This window comes from Sulfurospirillum sp. SCADC, from assembly GCF_000743525.1.
Lineage (GTDB): Bacteria > Campylobacterota > Campylobacteria > Campylobacterales > Sulfurospirillaceae > Sulfurospirillum.
Window position 1 is genome coordinate 14,123 of sequence record NZ_JQGK01000006.1, and the last position, 20,996, is coordinate 35,118.

The 20,996-nt window shown below is 44.6% G+C and carries 13 protein-coding genes; 8 read left to right on the forward strand and 5 right to left on the reverse strand.

Translation table 11 applies throughout. The features are described from left to right. Nucleotides 1–29 precede the first annotated feature (29 nt). The 8 genes from JU57_RS05050 to JU57_RS05080 all read left to right on the forward strand — a co-directional run bounded on the left by JU57_RS05050 (nt 30) and on the right by JU57_RS05080 (nt 16,194). A complete protein-coding gene (locus JU57_RS05050; RefSeq protein WP_037957797.1) occupies nt 30–7,505 on the forward strand; it encodes a BapA/Bap/LapF family large adhesin in 7,476 nt (2,491 codons plus the stop codon). Next, nucleotides 7,505–8,140, forward strand: a complete 636-nt coding sequence (locus tag JU57_RS13700; protein WP_051906617.1) for a transglutaminase-like cysteine peptidase — start codon at nt 7,505–7,507, stop codon at nt 8,138–8,140. Before JU57_RS05050 ends, JU57_RS13700 begins: the two co-directional genes overlap by 1 nt. A 146-nt stretch (nt 8,141–8,286) precedes the next feature. After that, nucleotides 8,287–11,649 (forward strand): transglutaminase family protein, encoded by a 3,363-nt coding sequence (locus JU57_RS05060; protein WP_037957799.1) that lies wholly within the window; start codon nt 8,287–8,289, stop codon nt 11,647–11,649. After that, on the forward strand, nt 11,650–14,130 hold the full coding sequence (locus tag JU57_RS05065) for a circularly permuted type 2 ATP-grasp protein (protein ID WP_037957802.1): 2,481 nt from the start codon (nt 11,650–11,652) through the stop codon (nt 14,128–14,130). Nucleotides 14,131–14,133: 3 nt separating this feature from the next. After that, entirely contained in the window at nt 14,134–15,024 is an 891-nt protein-coding gene (locus JU57_RS05070; RefSeq protein WP_037957806.1) for a transglutaminase family protein, read from the forward strand. Between the two features lie 95 nt (nt 15,025–15,119). Further along, a complete protein-coding gene (locus tag JU57_RS05075; RefSeq protein ID WP_037957812.1) occupies nt 15,120–15,503 on the forward strand; it encodes a hypothetical protein in 384 nt (127 codons plus the stop codon). Continuing rightward, the gene (locus tag JU57_RS14035) at nt 15,493–15,651 is read left to right on the forward strand and encodes a hypothetical protein (protein WP_294876000.1); all 159 of its coding nucleotides are present in this window, start codon (nt 15,493–15,495) and stop codon (nt 15,649–15,651) included. The genes JU57_RS05075 and JU57_RS14035 overlap by 11 nt, the downstream gene beginning before the upstream one ends. Before the next feature lie 30 nt (nt 15,652–15,681). Next, nucleotides 15,682–16,194 carry a nucleotidyl transferase AbiEii/AbiGii toxin family protein gene (locus tag JU57_RS05080; protein WP_294876003.1) on the forward strand — a complete coding sequence of 171 codons (513 nt, stop codon included), beginning with the start codon at nt 15,682–15,684 and terminating at the stop codon, nt 16,192–16,194. A gap of 3 nt (nt 16,195–16,197) precedes the next feature. Here JU57_RS05080 and JU57_RS05085 read toward each other — a convergent pair whose 3' ends face one another. From JU57_RS05085 to JU57_RS05105, 5 genes are read right to left on the reverse strand one after another with little or no spacing between them, the layout of a single operon-like run. Continuing rightward, entirely contained in the window at nt 16,198–17,151 is a 954-nt protein-coding gene (locus tag JU57_RS05085; RefSeq protein ID WP_037957814.1) for a M14 family metallopeptidase, read from the reverse strand. Beyond that, nucleotides 17,148–18,101 (reverse strand): M14 family metallopeptidase, encoded by a 954-nt coding sequence (locus JU57_RS05090; RefSeq protein WP_037957816.1) that lies wholly within the window; start codon nt 18,099–18,101, stop codon nt 17,148–17,150. The genes JU57_RS05085 and JU57_RS05090 overlap by 4 nt, the downstream gene beginning before the upstream one ends. Beyond that, entirely contained in the window at nt 18,098–18,868 is a 771-nt protein-coding gene (locus JU57_RS05095; RefSeq protein ID WP_037957818.1) for a transglutaminase family protein, read from the reverse strand. The genes JU57_RS05090 and JU57_RS05095 overlap by 4 nt, the downstream gene beginning before the upstream one ends. Next, a complete protein-coding gene (locus JU57_RS05100) occupies nt 18,858–19,520 on the reverse strand; it encodes an alpha-E domain-containing protein (protein WP_037957821.1) in 663 nt (220 codons plus the stop codon). Before JU57_RS05100 ends, JU57_RS05095 begins: the two co-directional genes overlap by 11 nt. Beyond that, nucleotides 19,517–20,890, reverse strand: a complete 1,374-nt coding sequence (locus tag JU57_RS05105; protein WP_037957823.1) for a circularly permuted type 2 ATP-grasp protein — start codon at nt 20,888–20,890, stop codon at nt 19,517–19,519. Before JU57_RS05105 ends, JU57_RS05100 begins: the two co-directional genes overlap by 4 nt. Nucleotides 20,891–20,996: the final 106 nt, after the last annotated feature.

Consider the following 20,996-nt stretch of genomic DNA (forward strand, 5'->3'; position numbering starts at 1 on the left):
CATCATAAAATTCTAATAGGAGTAGCATCATGGCACATTCAATCGGGACAATCAAAGAAATTAGCGGTATCGTCATCGCACGAAACGCAATGGGTGAAGAGAGAGTCTTAAAAGTAGGTGATACGATCAATTACCAAGATACTATTAGCACCGTTGGTGCAGGCTCTCACGCGACACTCATGCTCGCCGATGGTCGTGAGATCGCCTTGGGTGGCAATGATGGTCTACTCCTTGATAAAAGTGTTTACGCCGCAGGTGAAGCGTTTGGTGATGAAGCTGTTATCTCACAAAAAACCGCCAGTGCTGTCAGTGCTGGTAAAAGTGCCGCAGAGATTCAAGAAGCCTTGCTTCGTGGTGAAGACATCACCAACCTTGAAGAGACCGCAGCCGGTGGCGAAGGTGCTCCTGGTGGCGCGAACTTGATCTCAGGTTTTGCAACAGCGCAGTATGTCGCAGGGGGTACGGAGAGCAATGTTACGGGTAGTGAGCGAGACCTTGGAGACGGTGCAGGTGGTGCAACGCTCTTTGCTTCGGGACTCTTTCAGGTTGATCCAAACGATGCCCCTGTCATAGGAAGTCTCGAAGGCGCTATGATCGAAGCGCTTGATGGTGAAAATACATTTACTGGAAATCTAGCTACAGGAACCGATGCCGATGGCGACGCGCTTACCTATGCTCTTGTTGCCGATAGTATCAGTGTGGATAGTGGATTGTCAATCCCTACTGTCACTGTCAATGCAGACGGAACCTATACCGTTACCGGTGACTTCAACGCCCTTGCCGCAGGCGAGAGTGCGACCATCACGTTCCAATATGTTGCCGATGATGGACAAGGATTTGATGGCACCGATGGAACCAACGCAAGCTCAATCAGCGCTCCTGCTACCGTGACGATTGTTATCACTGGTACGAATGATCAACCGGTTGTGAGTGATGTCACCATTGGAAGCGATGAGGTTACATCATGGTTACTTGGTACATCTGTTAATTCCAATGATGATGAAAACGAGATAAGTAGTACAGATGGTATTGACCTAGCTGCAATCAATGCGTTTATCAGTCCAGAAGGGCTGGTTGAAATCGGAAATCTCTTTACAGAAGGGGATGGCAATAATCCACAAGATGGTTCTGCTATCAAATTTACCGTTAATACCATTGCCGGTGAGACCGTAACCTTTAACTGGACATTTAACGATGAAGAAGGCGATGAAGCTTCTTATAATGACTTTTCATTTGTCGTCATTGATGGGCAAACCATTTCATTGCTTGCTAGCGTTTCCGATGAAGGCGATACGAATAGTGGCGTCTTTACCTACACGTTTACAACAGCAGGAACCCATGAAATTACTTTTGGCGTCATGAACGATGATGACACTGCTGTGGATTCAAACTTAGAGATTACCTATGTGTCGGGTGGTGAAATTACGAATGTTGAAACCGTTGGCTATGTAGAACCGCTTGCAACAAATGCTGAATATGAGTCATCAGCATCAGACGCTGTCTCATCTGATGTGACAACACTCTTTGCAGGTACCCTTCCTGAGGTTCAAGATGACGATGTTAGCGATAGCCATACTTACGCGCTAGCACCCGATAGCAATGTAACACTATCTTCTACCGATATTGATACTACTAAAATTACAAATCTTGAAGTTAGCATTGACAAAACGACAGGTGATTATACCGTCAGTGGAAATTTCAATGCCCTTGCTGCAGGTGAAACTGTCACAATTACATTCCAATATGTGGCGATAGATGATAGCATCAACCAAACCAATGGTGAGTCCAACACTTCCGCACCAGCAACCGTTACGCTTACAATTACAGGAACCAATGATCAACCTGTAGTAAGTAACGTTGAAGTAAGTGCAACAGAAACAAATGGTACAGACATATTTACTTTTGAAGGTGATCTCAAACTTGTAGCAACGGATGCTGACGTCAATGATGGACATACGTTCTATGCAGTAATGGATAATAATGAGACAGAAGAAGGGGAAAGCGTTACCTATACCATCGAATCCGATGCTGATATTACTATTGATAACATTATTGTCAATACTAATGGAACCTATAGTATCACGGGTGACTTCAATGCTTTAGCTGTAGGCGAAACTGCAACAATTACATTCCAATACTATGCCGTTGATGATAGTTTCACACAGGCTAATGGAGAATCGAATACGTCTGAGCTTAAAACCGTAACTATAACCGTGACAGGAACGAATGATGCACCAGTCGCAACAGTAGAAGATAATTTTGGTGTGAATGAGGATAGTATTGTTTATGGACAATTGGTTGCAGATGATATTGACAATGACGATGATAGCACAACCCTTACCTATTCATTAGTGGGAGATGCACCAGCAGGATTTACGCTTGATTCTAATGGAAATTACACCTTTGATGCAAGCGATGAGGCGTACCAATCTTTAGCAAAAGGTGAAACGAAAGAGGTTACCTTTACGTGGATAGCCACAGATAGCCATGATGCAACAACCACAGAGCAAACGGTCACGATTACTGTTACAGGAACCAACGATGCACCAGTAGCAGAAGTTGATACCAACAGTGTCATAGAACGTGGAGATGAAACGATATTTGAATATGGCATGAAAGGTGTTGCAACAGGAAAGCTACTTACCAATGATACCGATGTCGACCATGGCGCTGATATTGATGTAAGTAAAATTCTTTCAGTGGGAACCAATCAAAGTGATACAACGCCTAGCTGGTTTTTCGGTAACTTGGATGTTCAAGGTTCGTATGGAATATTAACCGTCAATAAAGAAACAGGGTTCTATTCCTATGGATTGATCAATGGAAACAGTGCGGTAAATGGTCTTGATGATGGAGAAACATTGACAGATACGTTTTACTATACCATTACCGATGAGTATGGCGCGACCTCTACATCAACACTGACTATTACGGTTAATGGAACAAACGATGCACCAACGATTTCTGTTGATACAGGGAATGGGTGGTTTAACTGGAATGATACAGTGTATGAGTCAGGATTGCCTAATGGAACAAACGCTTCTGCTACCTCAGAAAATGCAACAGGAACCTTTACGATTGGTGATGTTGATGGCTTAGATGATATTAAATCGATTCAAATAGGCACCCAAACATTTGTAATTGATGAAACACATTCTCTAGCCTCTCTTGTTAATCAAACAATTACTACAACATCCGGTAAAGTAAAAATCACAGACTATAGCAATGGCACTTTTAGTTATACCTATACATTGACTTCTGCAACAATCGACAAAGCAGGTCCAGAAACTGATAGCTTCAAAGTTATCGTTTCCGATGGCGAGAAAACAGATAGTGCAACGGTCACGATTAAGATTGAGGACGATGCTCCAATTGCAAAAGCAGATACCCAAACAACCAATGAAGATGCCGTCAGTATTTCTGGCAACGTTCTTGATAATGACAAAGTAGGGGCAGATGGTGTCCAATCCGTTAGCTTTACAACAACGCAAGGAACATACGGAACACTCTCTTATAATAGTGCAACAGGCGCTTATACCTATACGCTTAATGCGAATGCTCAAACATTAGGGACAAATGATCACCCTCAAGAAAAATTTGCCTATACTGTGACGGATGGAGATGGTGATAAAAGTATCGCTATTTTAACTATTAACGTTGATGGACGTAACGATGCTCCTGTCCTTGATCTTAGCGGAAGCAATCATGCGTATACCGAATCTTTTGAACATCTCATTGGCGATACAGGTTGGACGATTCTTTCAAGCTCAACCTTTGCAGGAAACAATGGCATTGTATGGACAACAACAGGACATAACTTAGAAGTACAAAACAACGATGTCCTCGCTACTGTCAATGCTACGGATGGTCATGCCGTGGCAGAACTCGATTCTGATGGGCTTGTGAAACTCTCTACGAACCTTACACTAACCGATACAACGGCAACTTTAGCCTTTGATTATCATGCACGTCCTGAAGCTCAGCTCGATAGTAGTATGAAGGTCACTTTAGGTGCTGAATCGTTTGATCTGAGTTATACAAGTGAAGGAGTGCTTGCCATTACCAATGTAAGCGATGGCTTAAATGTCAGTTATACATATAATGTTACAACAGGTTGGTACAGCATCAGTGTCACAGCTACAGGACTTAGTGTCGGTGAAAATACCCTATCGTTTGAAGGAACAGGTATTGAAAATTCTTTGGGTGCTCTTTTGGACAATATCGCCCTCAAAGCCAATACTGACACAGGCTTTGAAACAAGCTACACTGAAAATGGTACAGGCGTTTCTATTGTCGATCATGATGTGAGCATTAGCGATGTAGATGATACTCATATTGAAAGTGCAACGGTTACGCTTACAAATGCTAAAGAGGGTGATTCTTTTGTAGTTGGCGATTTGTCTTCTTATGGTATTACAGCAACGATTATAGGAAACGTGGTCACATTGTCAGGCAGTGCAACATTAGCACAGTACCAAGACGCCCTTAAAGCTATTACCTATGCAAGCAGTAGTGAAGACCCAGATACAACAGATCGTGTTATTTCTATCATTGTAAATGATGGAGACGTTGATAGCAATACAGCGTATACGGTTGTACATGTAAATGCCGTGAATGACGCACCAATATTTGTTGATCCTACACATAACACAACAATAGTCAATAGTTATACCTTTGGTTATGCCGAAAACGCTACAACAACGACTGTTCTAGGAACCGTTGCAGCGACAGATGCCGATGGTGATAGCGTTACCTACAGCATTAAAACGAATGTTCAAGATGCTAATGGCAATGATCTCTATACGATCAATACCACGACAGGTGCGATCAGCTTAACCGCAGCAGGTGTTGCTTCGTTTGCAGATGACTATGAAACAGCGACCAACGCTCATTCCATTACGGTCACCGCATCCGATAGCACAAAAACAACGGATATTACGGTTAACTTGAATGAGACGAATGTTAATGATAATGCACCAACGATTACCTTGACACAGGCGTATGACTTTACTGAAGATGAGAGTACCAATGTGGTTGGCTCAATCGTAGCAACGTATACCACCAGTGATGCTGATGGTGATCCTGTTTCCGTAACCCTTAGTGATACCACACATTATGCACTGGATGGCAATGGAAATGTCACTCTCACAGCCGAAGGTCTTGCCTTGGTCAATGCAGGTACAGAATTACCAGCGTTTACCTTGACACCAAATGATGGCACAGTCAATGGAACAGCTGTCAGTGCAGACCCAAGTGTGACAGCAGTCAACGATGTACCAGATAGCTTTACTAGTACGGCAACACTTAATGTTTCTGTTGATGAAGTGATGATTGGTAAATTTTCAGCAGGATGGGTGAATGTTGATACGACAGGTTCTGGTAGTGATAACTACACTGGAACCAATAACGACACTGATGCTTATAACGATATCATTAAATGGGGTGATTCTAATGGTTCTGGATATGTATTTGCAGATAATGAATCCCTTCGAAGTAATAACGGTATCGAGATTGACTCAACCTTTAAAGTAGGAACATTTACACATAATAATTTTCCTATACAGGGTGATACGTTAGAATCAGCCGATCTTCAAGTGAACTTTACGGTTACCATTAATGGTGTCGATTACCTGATTTCTCATGCGGTTCAATTTGAGCATAATGAGACAAGTAATGACTATAACGATCCGATGAAAAATGCAGACATTGTGACCATTCAAAATGCAACGTTTTCACAAGAGATAGCGGGTCATACCTATACCTTTAGTATCTTAGGCTTTGTTGATACGAACGGAGAAATTGTGACGTCTGTCCATACGCTTGAAGATAAAGCCAACTCATATGATTTGGTTGCAAAAATTACTTCAACGGATGATTTACCGACTATCTCTGAAACGATTGGACGTGTTGAGGCAGATTGGGGCGAAGATGGTCCTGCTACTACAGGAAGCCTTACATGGGAAAGTAATGGAACGGCTATTGAAAATGGCACCATTCAAGGTCAGTATGGCACGTTACGTGTTTATAGTGATGGAAACTACACCTATACATTAGATCGCGATGTGAAAGATAGCATGGATGTTGATGATTCGTATACGGAAACGTTTAAATATTATCTTACCGATGCTGATGGCGACAAAGTAGCTTCTTCGTTGAGCATTGCTATTAATGGTCAACCAACGTTGGATGCTGTGGATAATGTTGCTACGGCAACAATTAAAGAGGTGACGATCACTCCTGCTCCTGTTTCAGAAGAATTGATTGATACCTTTACCGTTAAAGGGGCAAGCGATAACTACAACAATGTATCGACAACAAAAACAGATACCTTTAGCATTGATGAGAATGAAACAGGTAAAATTAGTTTCAATGTGGATGTAACCACCGTTGGAAATAATACGAGTGCGACATACAGTTGGGTGCTTTATGAAGTTGTCAATGGTAATAATATAGTCGTTAGCAGCGGTACAGCACTTAATAATGACAAAACCATTACAGTAGCAGATTTAGACAAAGGAAACTACAAAATTTCTGTGACGGCTAATACCAATGGTAGATCTGGTAATTGGTTCTCTGGATATAGTTACCCAAGTGTTAAAGTCAGTGATGTGATTTTAGTAACCTTAGCCGCCTCCTATATGGAAGTACAAGCGGCAACGGCAAGTGGTAATATCTTAAGCGATGATGTCCTTGGTTCTGTTAATACAACACTGAACATTGAAAACAATGGTAGCTTTGAAGCGGTCAGTAGTACAGGTACTACTATCGATGGAGAGTATGGTACATTAACGGTTCATGCAGATGGTAGCTACACATACACACCTGATGCACTGATGAATAATGTTGGACAAATTGAATCCTTTACATACCAATTGGTTTATCCAAATGGTACAACGGATGAAGCAACACTAAGCATCAAACTCGATAGTACTACGACTCCTGTCACATGGGGCTCAGATGCTAACGATACACTGATTGGCACAGCAGGAGATGATATTTTATCGGGTGGCGTTGGTGATGATCATCTGTACGGTGGTGAAGGTAATGATACACTCTATGGAGGTGCCGGCAACGACTACCTTGATGGTGGCGCAGGAAGCGATGCCTTGTATGGTGGTGTTGGCAATGATACTTTGGTGTACGACGCGAGCGACAGTATCATCGATGGTGGAGCGGATACCGATACGCTTCTCATCAACACCGATGGCTCTGTAGACTTAAGCAATGTTGCGGATTTGGATGCAAAAATCAATAGCATCGAAGTGCTAGACCTTACGCAAGCGAGTGTTGCGCTTACGATCAATCCAGCGGATGTCTTGAGTATCACTGATGATGCAAGCACGATTCTTAAAGTCTTAGGTGGCAGTGATGATAGTATCTCAGGTACAGGATGGACAGCTTCTACAGATACAGCGGATGCAGGCTTTACGCGTTACGAGAGTACCGTGAATAGTGCGATTAAAATCGACATTCAAGATACCATTGTTCATACTGACTTTCATTAATGCTTTTTAAAGTCGTCCTAGGCTTCATTCTTTTACATGTAAGCCTTTTAGGAGGGGAGTTTAAGCTCTCCTCCTCTTTTTTCTCCTCGCAACCTTCCCCCAAATCCAAAGCCATTTTCAAAGACTATGAGCGTTTTATGAACGAAACCAGCCCCAAACCTTTACATGTAAAGCTTGAAGCGGTGAACTTTTACGTTAATGCCTTTGTGGGTGCGTACGATGAGCAGACCTATGGAAGAGACGAATACTGGGCTAGCAGAGGCGAGTTTTTGGCGCACGGTGGTGGGGATTGTGAAGATTATGTGATTACAAAGTTTTACACACTGAAAGACTTGGGTGTAGAGGCTAAAAAGATGGGGTTGTGCGTGGTCAAAGACACTGATCGTGGGCTTTGGCACATGATCTTGTTGGTGTTTGCAACGCACAAAGAGGAGCCTTTAGTGCTCGATAACCTGAGCTTTAAAGTCTTGCCGCTAAGTAAACGCTACGACATTGCCATCAAAGAGTGTATGAACGAAGAGGGCAGTGTGAAACTGCACAACAACACGTTTGTACCCGACACAGCACACAGAGCGTTTAAAAGTTACAAAGCGATGTTGGAGCGCACGTCCAAAGAGTCTCTCTGGCAACACTAATCTTTACATGTAACGTCCACACGCGTTAAAGCAAGACTGAAGAATACTGCTTAATACATAGCCAAACTCCTCACTCAAACCCCTCACTTCATGCTATAATATTTTTACATGTAAAGCGTTTTTACTTTCTGTTTTAAAGGATTATTATGTCACTCAAAGTTGTGCTATCGCATAAAACAGAATACCACTACGACCGCTATGTAGCGCTCTCACCACACATCATCCGTTTGCGCCCAGCCCCACATAGTCGCACACCCATCGAGGCGTACTCCCTTAAAATAAAACCTGACAACCATTTTATCAACTGGCAGCAAGACCCGTTTGGCAATTACCTCGCGCGCATTGTGTTTCCTGAAAAGACGAAGGAGCTGTGCATTGATGTCGAAATTATCGCCGATTTGATTACGATCAATCCGTTTGATTTTTTTGTCGATGAGTATGCCAGTGAGTTTCCTTTCTTTTACACCAAAGAGCTTCAAAAAGAGCTGATACCTTACCTCGAAGAGAGCGAAGATGGCGAGCTGTTGCGCTCTTTTGTGCGCTCCTTGGATTGCAAGAAACGCCCGATTATCGACTTTTTGGTTTATCTTAATTCCGCGATCAATCAGCATTTAAACTACACCATCAGGTTAGAACCGGGTGTGCAAAGTTGCGAAGTGACACTGGGCAATAAACTGGGCAGTTGTCGCGATTTTGCGTGGCTGTTTGTGCAGGTACTTCGTCATTTAGGGCTTGCGGCACGTTTTGTCTCAGGCTATTTGGTGCAACTCAAAGCCGATGTCGCTTCACTCGATGGTCCTAGTGGCCCCGCCGCTGATTTTACCGACCTTCATGCGTGGACAGAGGTTTACATCCCCGGAGCCGGCTGGGTCGGACTGGATTCGACGAGTGGACTTTTTGCAGGCGAAGGGCACATACCGCTAGCCTGCACGCCTTCCTTTGAGAGTGCTTACGCGATAGAAGGGCTGAGCGACCAATGCGAAACCGAATTTGTGTACGACAACACCGTTACGCGCATTTTCGAGTCACCGCGTGTGACAAAGCCGTACCGCGATGACCAATGGAATGCTATTTACAATCTTGGTTTTGAGGTCGACAAAGTCCTAGAAGAGGGCGATGTGAGGCTTTCCATGGGTGGCGAGCCAACCTTTGTCTCCATCGACGACATGGAAGGCGATGAGTGGAATACCAAAGCCGATGGCGAGCACAAACGCGCTCTTGCCGACACCCTTTCACGCAAATTATTGAACTCGTTTGCCAAAGGGGGCATGCTCCATTACGCGCAGGGCAAATGGTACCCCGGAGAGCCGCTTCCGAGATGGCAAACGTCTATCATTTGGCGCAAAGATGACAAACCCATCTGGCACAATCCCGACCTTCTTGCCGATATGAACGCTGAGTACAGCTACACCAACGAAGACGCCAAACGCTTTTTGTCAAAGCTTTCACTCACCCTTGGCATCAGCGATCAAAACATTGTTGAAGCTTACGAAGATCCGCTCTATTACATCGTCAAAGAGTCTGAACTTCCCATCGACATTGACCCGATGAAGTCCGATCTTTCCGATTCGTTGGAGCGAAGAACCATCGCCAAAGTGCTCTCACAAGGGCTCAACACACCTGTGGGCTACGTGCTTCCTCTCAATTATGGCGAGCACGAATGGATGACATCAACGTGGGAATTGCGCAGAGGTTACGTCTATCTGAGTGCAGGAAATTCACCGATGGGACTGAGACTTCCTCTGAGTTCTTTGCCTGAAAAACCTAAAGATGCGTTGGCACTTCATCCTGAACCAGACCTTTTTGCACCGTATGCAGCGCTTGGCGAGTACTCTGATGCGGCAAAAAGGCGTTGTGCATCAGCAGGAGAAGCGAGCATTGAAGCGACACATCACCGTGAAAAGTTTGTACGCACCGCACTGTGTACGGAAGTGCGAGAGGGTAAACTCTATGTTTTCCTTCCACCACTGAATCACTCGGAATCTTTTTTAGAGCTGATTGCAAGCATTGAAGCCGTTGCGGAATCTTTACATGTAAAGGTTATTTTGGAAGGCTACGAGCCTGCGCATGATCTCAGACTCGATCACATCAAAGTCACGCCAGACCCCGGGGTCATCGAGGTGAACATCCAACCTGCGACGTCATGGAAGATGCTCAGCGATAATCTTTTACTCCTCTACAAAGACGCACGAGAGTCACGTTTGGGCACAGAAAAATTTATGCTGGATGGCAAACACACGGGAACAGGTGGCGGCAATCACGTCACGATTGGAGCGCTCAAACCCGAAGACAGTCCACTGCTTCGCCGACCCGATCTGCTTCGCAGTCTCATCACCTTTTGGCAACACCATCCGGGACTTTCGTATCTTTTCTCCGGTGCATTTATAGGCCCAACATCCCAAGCGCCTCGCGTGGACGAGGGCAAGGTGGAAAATCTTTACGAGCTTGAGATCGCTTTTTCGCAGATTCCTGAAAATGAGGAGGTTCCGTTTTGGCTGACCGACAGACTTTTCCGCCATATGCTAACTGACATCACGGGCAACACACACCGAAGCGAATTTTGCATCGACAAGCTTTATTCGCCCGATTCCAGTAGTGGAAGACTGGGCATCTTAGAGCTTCGAGCGTTTGATATGCCTCCACACGCCCAAATGGCGCTGTTGCAGATGCTTTTGGTACGCACGCTCGTCGCACTCTTTTGGAAAAAACCGTACAAACACAAATTGGTTCGTTGGGGCACACAGCTTCACGATAAATTTTTGTTAGAGCACTATGTCAAAGAAGACTTACGTGATATTGTCGAATTTTTACAAGCGGAAGGCTATGCGTTTGAGTTAAATTGGTTTGATTCTTTCTTTGAGTTTCGCTTTCCATTGTATGGAATGACCACGATTGAAAATATGCACCTAGAACTTCGTGCCGCCATCGAGCCGTGGAATGTATTGGGTGAAGAGAGCAGTTCGCAAGGCACGGCGCGTTATGTGGACTCTTCGTTGGAGCGCGTACAAGTCAAAGTGCAAAACTTCACCCCTGAGCGCTACACGCTTACATGTAACGCGGTGGCGATTCCTCTAGCACCTACAGGCATGGAAGGCGAGTTCGTTGCTGGCGTGAAGTACAAAGCGTGGGAGCCATACTCTGCACTGCATCCAACCATCGGTGCCGACACGCCTTTGGTCTTTGACATCGTCGATACATGGAACAAACGCTCCATCGGTGGAATGACCTACTTTGTAGCCCATCCAGGAGGTCGAAGTTATGACACCTTCCCTGTGAACAGCTATGAAGCAGAATCCCGTCGCATCAACCGTTTTTGGGACTTCAACCACACCCAAGGTGAAGCAGAGTACCAAAGCAGTTCCGTGATACCCCATGTGGTTGAGGGCAGTGAACGCACCGTTGTCGTGCATAAACCCAAAGCGCTCAAACAGTTTGTGTTTCAAGAACTGCCGATCAGCAGTGAATTTCCACACACCTTAGATCTTAGACGTAAATGGAATGCCAAATAGATGAATTTTTTAGATAATTACAGTTCGGCTTCGCAGTTTGATGAGATGCTCGATGCGCAGTTACGCGTCAGGGAGCATTGGCAACCGCTTCTAGAACGCCTTGAAGCGATCAGTGCTGAGGAGCTCGCCAATAAACAAGCAGAAATCGCGTGGCATTTGGAAGACAATGGTGTCACGTACAACGTCTACAACGACCCTGAGGGCAATGGCAATCGTCCGTGGAGTTTGGATCCGATTCCCTTTGTCATCACGAAGACGGAGTGGAAAGCGATCAAACAAGGGATCAAACAGCGCGCAAAACTCTTCAACTTGATCTTAAAAGACCTCTACGGCGAGCAGAAACTGCTTAAAGAGAACATCATCCCTGCCGAGGTGATTTACGGGCATAAAGGGTTTATTCCTGCTGTTCACACTTTGGGATCAATGGAAGATTTTCAGCTTCACTTTTACGCGCTCGATATGGCACGAGGGCCTGATGGGAAAATGTGGGTCATCAATGATCGCACCCAAGCGCCCTCAGGGCTTGGATATGCCGTTGAAAATCGCTTGACGATGAACATCGTCTCTAAAGACCTCTACCCAGAACACGAGATCAAAAAACTGCTTCCGTTCATCGATGAGTTTAAAAAACTGTTGAAAAAACTCTCCAAAGGCGACATCACCAAAGCGGCACTGCTGACTCCGGGACCTTTAAGTGAGACCTACTTTGAACATGCCTATTTGAGCTCTTTTTTGGAGATCAACTTGGTTGAGGGCGATGACTTGCTCTCTAAAAATGGCGCATTGTGGCTGAAGAGTTTGAGTGGGCTAAAGCCTATCAACACCCTGTTAAGACGTTTGGATGATCGCTTTTGCGACCCCCTTGAGCTTCTTAATGACTCAAAATTGGGCGTGGCAGGTTTGGTTGACTGCTTAAGGCAGGGCAATCTTGGTATGATCAACCCCATCGGCAGTGCGATTGTGGAAAACATCGGGCTGAACCCGTTTATGGAGCGCATCTGTCGTTATTTTTTAAATGAAGAGCTTTTACTGCCACAGATCGCGACGTGGTGGTGTGGGCAGAGCCATGAGTTGGAGTATGTGCTTGAGCATTTTGACAGTCTCATCATCAAAAAAATTGACCGCACTGAGGCGATTCAGACGCATTTGGTGAAAAAACTCTCCCATGAGATGAAGCAGCAGCTTAAACATAGCATTCTCCAAAACCCTCACCAGTACGTTGCGCAAGAGGAGATCAGTTTTTCCACGACTCCTTTTTATGCCAACGGGAAAATCGAGCCTCGCAACGCCGTTGTGCGTGCGTATGCCCTGAAAAAAAGTGAGAATTACACGGTGATGAATGGAGGACTGGTGCGCGTTTCTGCCTCCAAAGATGCCCTTTTGGTCTCATCTCAAAAAGGTGGGACGAGTAAAGATTTGTGGATTTTGGGGGAAGATGACACGATCGATATGAGCTCCATTTTCAACACGCTTCCTTATGTGGATGTCTCGATTCACACGATGCCCACGCGCAAAGCAGAAAACCTATTTTGGTTGGGGCGCTACCTCTGTCGTACGATTACGACCATTCGCCTCATTCGCTATGTGGTGAAAAAAATGACCAATTTCAGCCGCTACGAAGGGGCTTTATCGCACGAATCGCAACTGATTTTGGAAAAATCCTTGACCCATTTAACGATGACATATCCGGGCTTTTTGGATGAAAAAAGTGTGTACAATCAAATGAGTGAAATCGAGTCGCTCATCAAAGACAAAAGCAAGCAAGGGGGACTTTCTTTTACGATGGAGATGCTCTTTAGCGCGAATGTCTCGATCAAAAGTCTGCTGGCGATTGAGGCGTGGAAGCTCTTTGACAAGATGCAAAAAGAGTGGAAAATCTTTATGCGCAAAATCAACTCTCCGACGCAGACGATTTTAAGCGAACTCGATAAATTTTTGCTCTACCTTGTTGCCTACAAAGAGCTGGTCGAAGAGAGCATGTACAAAGAGCAGGGGTTGATTTTGTATGACATCGGGTATAAGCTGGAGTCTGCACTTTTGACGATCTCCAAAGCGCGCTCGATGCTCTGTGTCAAACATGAAAAGTCCGCAAGCTACGACATCTTAGAAGGTATGCTCAATTCGTGTGAGAGTTTTAATGCGTACCGAACGCAGTACAAAAGCTCGCTTCAGTTGGACAATGTGTTGGAGTTTTTGATTCTCAGCCCGCAATTTCCAAAGTCGATTGCTTACCTAACCAACGAGCTTTTGGAAGATCTCAAAGCACTTCCGAAGAGTAAAAAGTACCTGAGCAGTTACGAAGAGCCTGTGTTTCAAGCGTTTTCATCGCTGAAACTCACCAATGTCGCAAGCTTGATGCAGATAGAAGAGGGTGGAAGTGTGTATCAAAAACTCGATGAATTTTTAGCAAAATTGACAGCGCATTTCTCGCTCTGTTCGATGGAGCTTTCCAAAACCTATTTTTCACACTACGATGAGTAAGCCATGACCTATGAAATCTACCACAAAACCGCCTTCGCCTATGAAAGCCTCGTCACCTTTAGCCACAACATTGCCCGTCTCAAACCCAAAGACACGCCTTTTCAGCGCGTGATGGATTTTGGCATGGAGATCACGCCTATGCCGTATGAGCAAAGCGAATTTGATGACATGTTTGGCAACCACACGACGCATCTATTGATTCGCGAAGCGCATGAGTCACTCTGCGTTATCGGCAGGTCGCACGTTGATCTCAATGGTGATGCAATGCGTTTACATGTAAGCAATCTTCGCGCGCAAAGCACCTCGTATGAGGCGTCTTTAGGACTGTTGCAACAGTTTGATCTGAACGATCTGGTTGCAAAGCCTTTTATGTTTGACTCAGCGCTTATTCCCAAAGCATCGCGTGGCATTGTCGAATACGCGAAGCGCTCATTCACGCCACAACGCAACCTTGTGGATGCCGCACAGGAGTTTATGAACCGCATCTTTCAAGACTTCGCTTTTGTTGCAGGTTTTAGTGACGTGACCACGCCCATCGAGGAGATTTTCGAGGCTAAAAAAGGGGTGTGTCAAGACTTCGCACAGTTCGCCATCGCCGCCCTTCGCTCCATCGGTCTGCCCGCTAAATACATGAGCGGCTACATCGAAACCATTCCTGCCGTTGGCATGCCCAAACTCTTTGGCGCCGACGCCTCCCACGCATGGTTTGCACTCTACATTCCGCGCCTTGGCTGGCTAGAACTCGACCCCACCAACAACATCATCCCCGAAGATCAACACATTTTACTCGGATCTGGCAGAGACTACAACGACGTCGCACCTCTAAAAGGTGTGGTATTAAGCAGCGGACAGAGCGAACTCTCCATCGAAGTGAACGTGCAGAAGATGGTTTAAGAGCTTTACATGTAAAGCGATTCTGGTATCGGAATTTCCTCAATAATTGACAAAAAACTACGATAGTCGTATAATTATGCCAAAAAGGAGTTCCAATGAAAGCAAAAGAGATCGCTGATATTTTTGGTGTTCCTCAATCGACTCTCAATGAATGGAAAAAAGAAGGACATTCAAAAAAAACTTTAGCTGATTTTTTAACCAATGTCGATACAGGCGCTATCTTAAACTTATACAAGTCAGCAACAGCTTACGATATGCTCGTATCAACAGTCAATGCTTCTATCGGTAATGAATCGAAGCACCTTGGAGCCAATGATCTTAAAAAGCTTTTGATGGGAAAAATTCCTGAAAAGCCTATCGAAAAATACGCCTTGGATATTATTAAAACCGAAGCGCTGAAAGTTGAGATAGAGGATTTTGCAAGCCACTTTAAAATACCGATGAAAAAAGTCAATAAAGTACTCAATCATGGATACTAAAACCCACTCTTTCATCCTTGCGATATATGCTAAACAAATTAAAGCACTGAATGATCTCATCAGTGAGTGTAAAAAGCTACTTCCAAATAACGATCTCTCTTTGATACGATTTGGCGGTGGCACAGCTTTAGCGATTTATCATTTCTAGCATCGAAAAAGTTTTGATATTGATCTGTTCGTGACTGATCCACAACTATTGAATTACCTAAGCCCAAAACATTGGTTGGAAGACTCACGCTCGTTTAATACCGCAAAGTATATTGACCTAGCCAATCATATCAGACTGCTCACGAAGGAAAATATCAAAATTGACATTTTAGTATCGCAAGATTTTCTAGGTCATGCCATCATCGATGATAGTCACACGTTTTTTCATGAGAGTATTTATGTCGAAAGTTTGGAAGATATTTTGGCAAAGAAAATCGTCTATCGAAAAGATCAAAATAAATCAAGAGATATTATCGACCTCAGTGTTGCACTTTATCATGATAGCTCTATTTTTGAGAAGCTTTTAAACTCTGGTTCCGTTACGTTTCAAGATTTACGTGACTTACATGATGCGCTGAAAAGACTCGACACCCAAAAATACTTAGATGAAATCGATCTTGTTGAGCCTATAGAATTTTATTTAGATATTGCACAAAAGGCACCTGAGGCAATAAAACAAGCATTGAAAAAGCTTTACATGTAAAGCTTAAAGAGTGTTTTGTGCGGATTCGACTTTGACGATGCGATACGCAATGGCGTTTTGGAAGATGAGCGAATAGTCGTAGCGACAGGAGATGATGCCATCGCAGGGTGAGATGATCGTCTGGATGAGTGTGCCATCGAGTGCGTTGAAAATGCGTGCTAAGGGTTGACCGTGTACGACAGAGTCACCGATGTTGGCGAGAGTGTCAAAGAGTCCTGCGGCACTGCTTTTGATCGCTTCCACATCGTTTGGCATAACAAGATTGCCGTGTGAGCCTTCAAACGTTGAGAAGTCGATGAGCTCTTTTTTGACTAAAAAGCGCACGATGGCATCAAACACTTTGTTGGCTTCGTGTTTGTGAAGGATGCCTTTTTTACCTGAAATGAGCGAAAATGCTTTGGCATTCCACACATTCCAGTTATACGTTAACGAGACCGTGTCATTGGGCATTTCCTCTTTGACATGAATAAAATCAAGCCCAAACGCTCTTGCATCCTCGATGTAGCTCATACCCGATTCGAGCACTTCAACGTAGGGAATGCACTCAACGTGATCTTTTCTCGCTTCAAGTAAAATGGCGTAGTCGTAGTTATTGGTTTTTTCAAACAAGCGTGCGGCGATGCGTTGGGTTGTCTCACCTTTGTCGTAGCCTGGGAACATCACATCGATGTCGGTGTTATCGAGCGGCCAGAAGTTTTTCCCCATGTTAAAGGAGTAGGGATTGACGGTGGGGATCACAAGAATTTCACCTTTGACAAAGGCGGCATTCGCCAGTTCATGTTGACGTAAAAAGCGCACCAATTGCGATGCTATCCAAAGCTGATCGATGGCAGTGCCCATCATAGGTCCTACGATGACGCAACTAGGCGTCGTGCCCTCTCTTCCAAAACGAAACCCCTTGACTTTGAGAGAATTGCGACTCAGAGAGCTGATCTCAAATAAAACTTCTTCTTTCATAGGGCGGTGTCCTCTTTGGGGTCTTCAAGTATGCGTGCAAGAAGGGAGCCTTCGTACACGACGGGGTATTCGCGAATGGTAAATAACAAGCCATTGCAGGGGCTAATGAGTGTTTCTTGAATCCGTCCTGAGAGCGGATCGATGATTTCCCCGAGTTTTTCACCTTTTAAAACAGTGACATTGTGTTCTAAAATAGGAATAAAAATCCCTGATTTGGAAGCGTTGACAAAAAAGACTTCGGAATGCAGGTTTGAAACAGTTGTTTTGGTTGTCGGCAGGACGGCTCTTTCGATGATGCCCACGTGTGCGAGCAGGTTTAAAATACCTTTGGTGAGGCTTTGCCCGTACTCCTTGGTGATGCGCATTCCCACACCCATCTCTACGACGAGTGTTTTGGTACCAAGCGAGTTCATCGCATGCGCAAAGGTAGACTCCAAAACCGTCACCGCGTCGTGCACCCAAATAAACTCAATGTCAAGTTTTTCCGCTAAGGGGATGAGTTCATCGGCGGTGGAGCGACTGATGCGCACTTGAGGGAGTTCGCGTAAAAAGATGTTACTCGCATGAATATCGATGGCAAAGTCACTGCCTCGTACGGTATCGACAATCGCATTGGCGACTTGCGCCGGCATGAAATCAGAGGTATTGCCAGGGAAATTTCGGTTGAGATCGACATCGTAAAACGGAAAACCTCGCGTGATGCTGTCGATGCCCATCGGATTCATAGAGGGGTAAATGTCCACAATGCCTTTGATGCAGTGTTTGTTGTTATTGAGCCATTTGGCAAGCAGATAACAGACGTATTGCCCTTCGATCTCATCGCCATGAATGCCCGTGACGATTGAGATGCGTTTGGTTGAGGTGGAAATGTCCTCAGGCGAAAAACGGTTGCGTCTGAGCGTTAAGGTTTCATTGACGGGTAAGTTGACGTTAAAGACCTCTTCAATCATTGTTCATTCCTCTCAATTCGACCCATGATCTTTAAAATATGCTGACGCTTACCGATGTAACTGCCTCTGTGAATCTGACACTCTGAAAAATCACGCCCATGAGCGATCTTGATGTAAGGTTCATCGTGAATGAAAATGCCACTTTGCGGATCAAGCCCTCTCCAATCCCCATCCATAAACGCTTCCACCCAGGTGTGTGTTTTATTGACACCATCGATAAAGCCGTTGACAAAACGTGCAGGAATGCCGTTACTGCGCAAGAGCGCAATCAGTAAATGGCTAAAATCTTGGCTGATGCCCTCTTTGTAGAGCAAAAATGTCTTGATCCCTTTGGCTTTAGGCTCTTCTAGGGCTCTAAACTGCTCATAGAGTAGTTGGGTTAAAAAATGCGCTTTGCGAAAGTCTGTCACAGGAAGCTTGAGCGAACGAGAAAAATCGCGCACATCTTCGCACAAAGGTGCCAACGTGGAGTGCGGCAGATAAAGCTCCACAGGCTCTTGGTCGTGGTAAATATACGTAGAGAGTTCTATCTCACCTTCGATGTTGGCTTTAAGCGCACGATGCGGTTTCCCACAATAACCATACACCAAATGGTTTTCAAATCCATCACGTGTTTGGTAATAAGGAATACCATCGTTGAGATTAAGTTTCCAATCCAAAAGCGTTTGTATGGCATTGGTGTGCGGCACCATGCGCAGACAAAAGTGATGGTTGCGTACGGGCTCATCAAAGGTGAGCGTAAAATCGTAAGAAAAATTAACTTTCATGCTTTGTGGTCAATGCCTCGAATACTGAATTGATCGTTTGTAATGTTTTAAATTTATTACTGGACGAAAGTGTAACACGTTTATGATTTGGGCGAACTTTCTCAGCAATGCTGTTAAGCTTTTCCACATCCATCAAAGCCGCTTCAATGCTATCGTAAAGGCGAATATTAAGATCCATTCGCTCTACCACTTTGCCCAGCTGAATCAAGGGAGACTCTTTGGCTTCAACGAGTGAAAGCTCCAAGTTGCCCCAAATGGCATCAAGCTCTTTGAGCGTACTCTCTAACCAATAGAGCGAAACAGTACGCTCCTCTTTAGCTTCTTGGTAGGCTAAATAGAGTGCATTAATGCGGCTAAACATACGGTTTGAGAGGTGCGAGCGTGTCAAAATGGCATTTTCACGCGCCATGTTAATCGTATTGTACAAGCTCGCATCTTCTAAGTTAAAGACACTTTCTCTCAAAAACATTTGTGCCGAATCATACGCAAGTTCGATGCCAAGTTTGGCGTAAAAGACCTTTGCATCCTCAAAATCTTCATCTAAAATTTTATCAAAAAGGGCAATGACCAGACGTGTCATACTCTCGGAGCGTTGAATGTACCTGCCCATCCAGTAAAGATGTTCTGCCGCTTGTGGGGGTATGAGAATCATCTGTGCTCCTTTAAAACCCATGTATCTTTAAAACCGCCACCTTGGGACGAGTTGACGATGTAACTGGTCGGATCCATCGCAAAACGCGTAAGTCCTCCTGGCCAGACAAAAATATCTTTACCGTAAATGGAAAACATTCGAAGATCGGCTTTGCGAGGTGAAAAAGTGCCTGCTTCATCCAAACATTCGATGTCGTAAAACTCGATCACCTCTTGTGCGATAAAACGCCTAGGTTCCGCGATAATAGCATCTTTGAGTTTTTCACGTTCACTCTTGGTGAGTTGTGAGCCAAACACAACGCCATATCCTCCAGCTTCTGCAACATCTTTGATGACGAGGGTTCGCATATTTTGTAAAATGTGGTTGCGATCTTTCTCAAAAAATGCCAAGAACGTTGGGGCATTTTGCAAGATTGGCTCTTCATTCATGTAATATTTAATCATCGCTGGCACAAAGTAGTAAATGCCCTTATCGTCTGCGATGCCGTTTCCGATACTGTTCATCAGCGCTACATTGCCCGCGCGATACGCTTGGGTGATGTTGGGAACTCCGATCAAAGAGTCTGGATGAAACTCGACAGGATCAAGCGCATCATCATCAAGCCGTCGGTAAATGGCGCCCACACGTGCTTTTTTACCATTGTACGTTTTGAGATACACTTTGTCTTTCTCGACGACCAAATCTTCACCATTGGCAAGAATCGCACCACTCTCTTTGGCGAGATACGAGTGCTCGTAAAACGCAGAATTATAACGACCCGGTGTTAAGATGACATTGATGCCACCCGTGTTAACATAGTCCATCGCCGCTTCGAGTTTCTTTGGATAGTCTCGCACATCTTGAATCGGAAGTTTTTCAAAAAACTCAGGAAACACTTTGCGTGTGAGCAGGCGAAGTGAGAGCGGATAACTCACGCCACTGGGTACTCGGATGTTGTCTTCAAGCACAACCCAACCATCCCCAACGCTGTTTTTAACAAGGTCGATACCGCTGATGTGCACGCGAATGTTTTTCGCCACAGGTGTGTTGGCAAATGCTGGCAGATAGGCTTTGGATGAGAAGACAAATTCACTAGGAATGATGCCGTCTTTAAGAATTTTCTGTACACCGTAGATGTCTTCTAAAAAGAGATTGAGCGCATAGATGCGCTGTTGTATCCCTTTTTCAAGGTACGCAAATTCTGACGGGGAGACGATTCTTGGAATGATGTCAAAGGGAAATTTGCGCTCTATAAACGCGTTGTTTTTAAAAAGGTTGAAGTTGATCGCTTCGGTATTCATATACGTGAGCAACTCTTGGACGCGGTTCTTGTCGATAGTGTTTAAGATGCCTTTAAACGTATCATAGAATGGACTGTTTGACTCAATCATAGTGTACCTTTTGCCCTTTCACCTAAATGTGATACAAGCAGTTTAGCACAAAATTAAGCAGAGAAAGCGAATAAAAGTCTCATTTTTTGATTATTTTTTAAACACT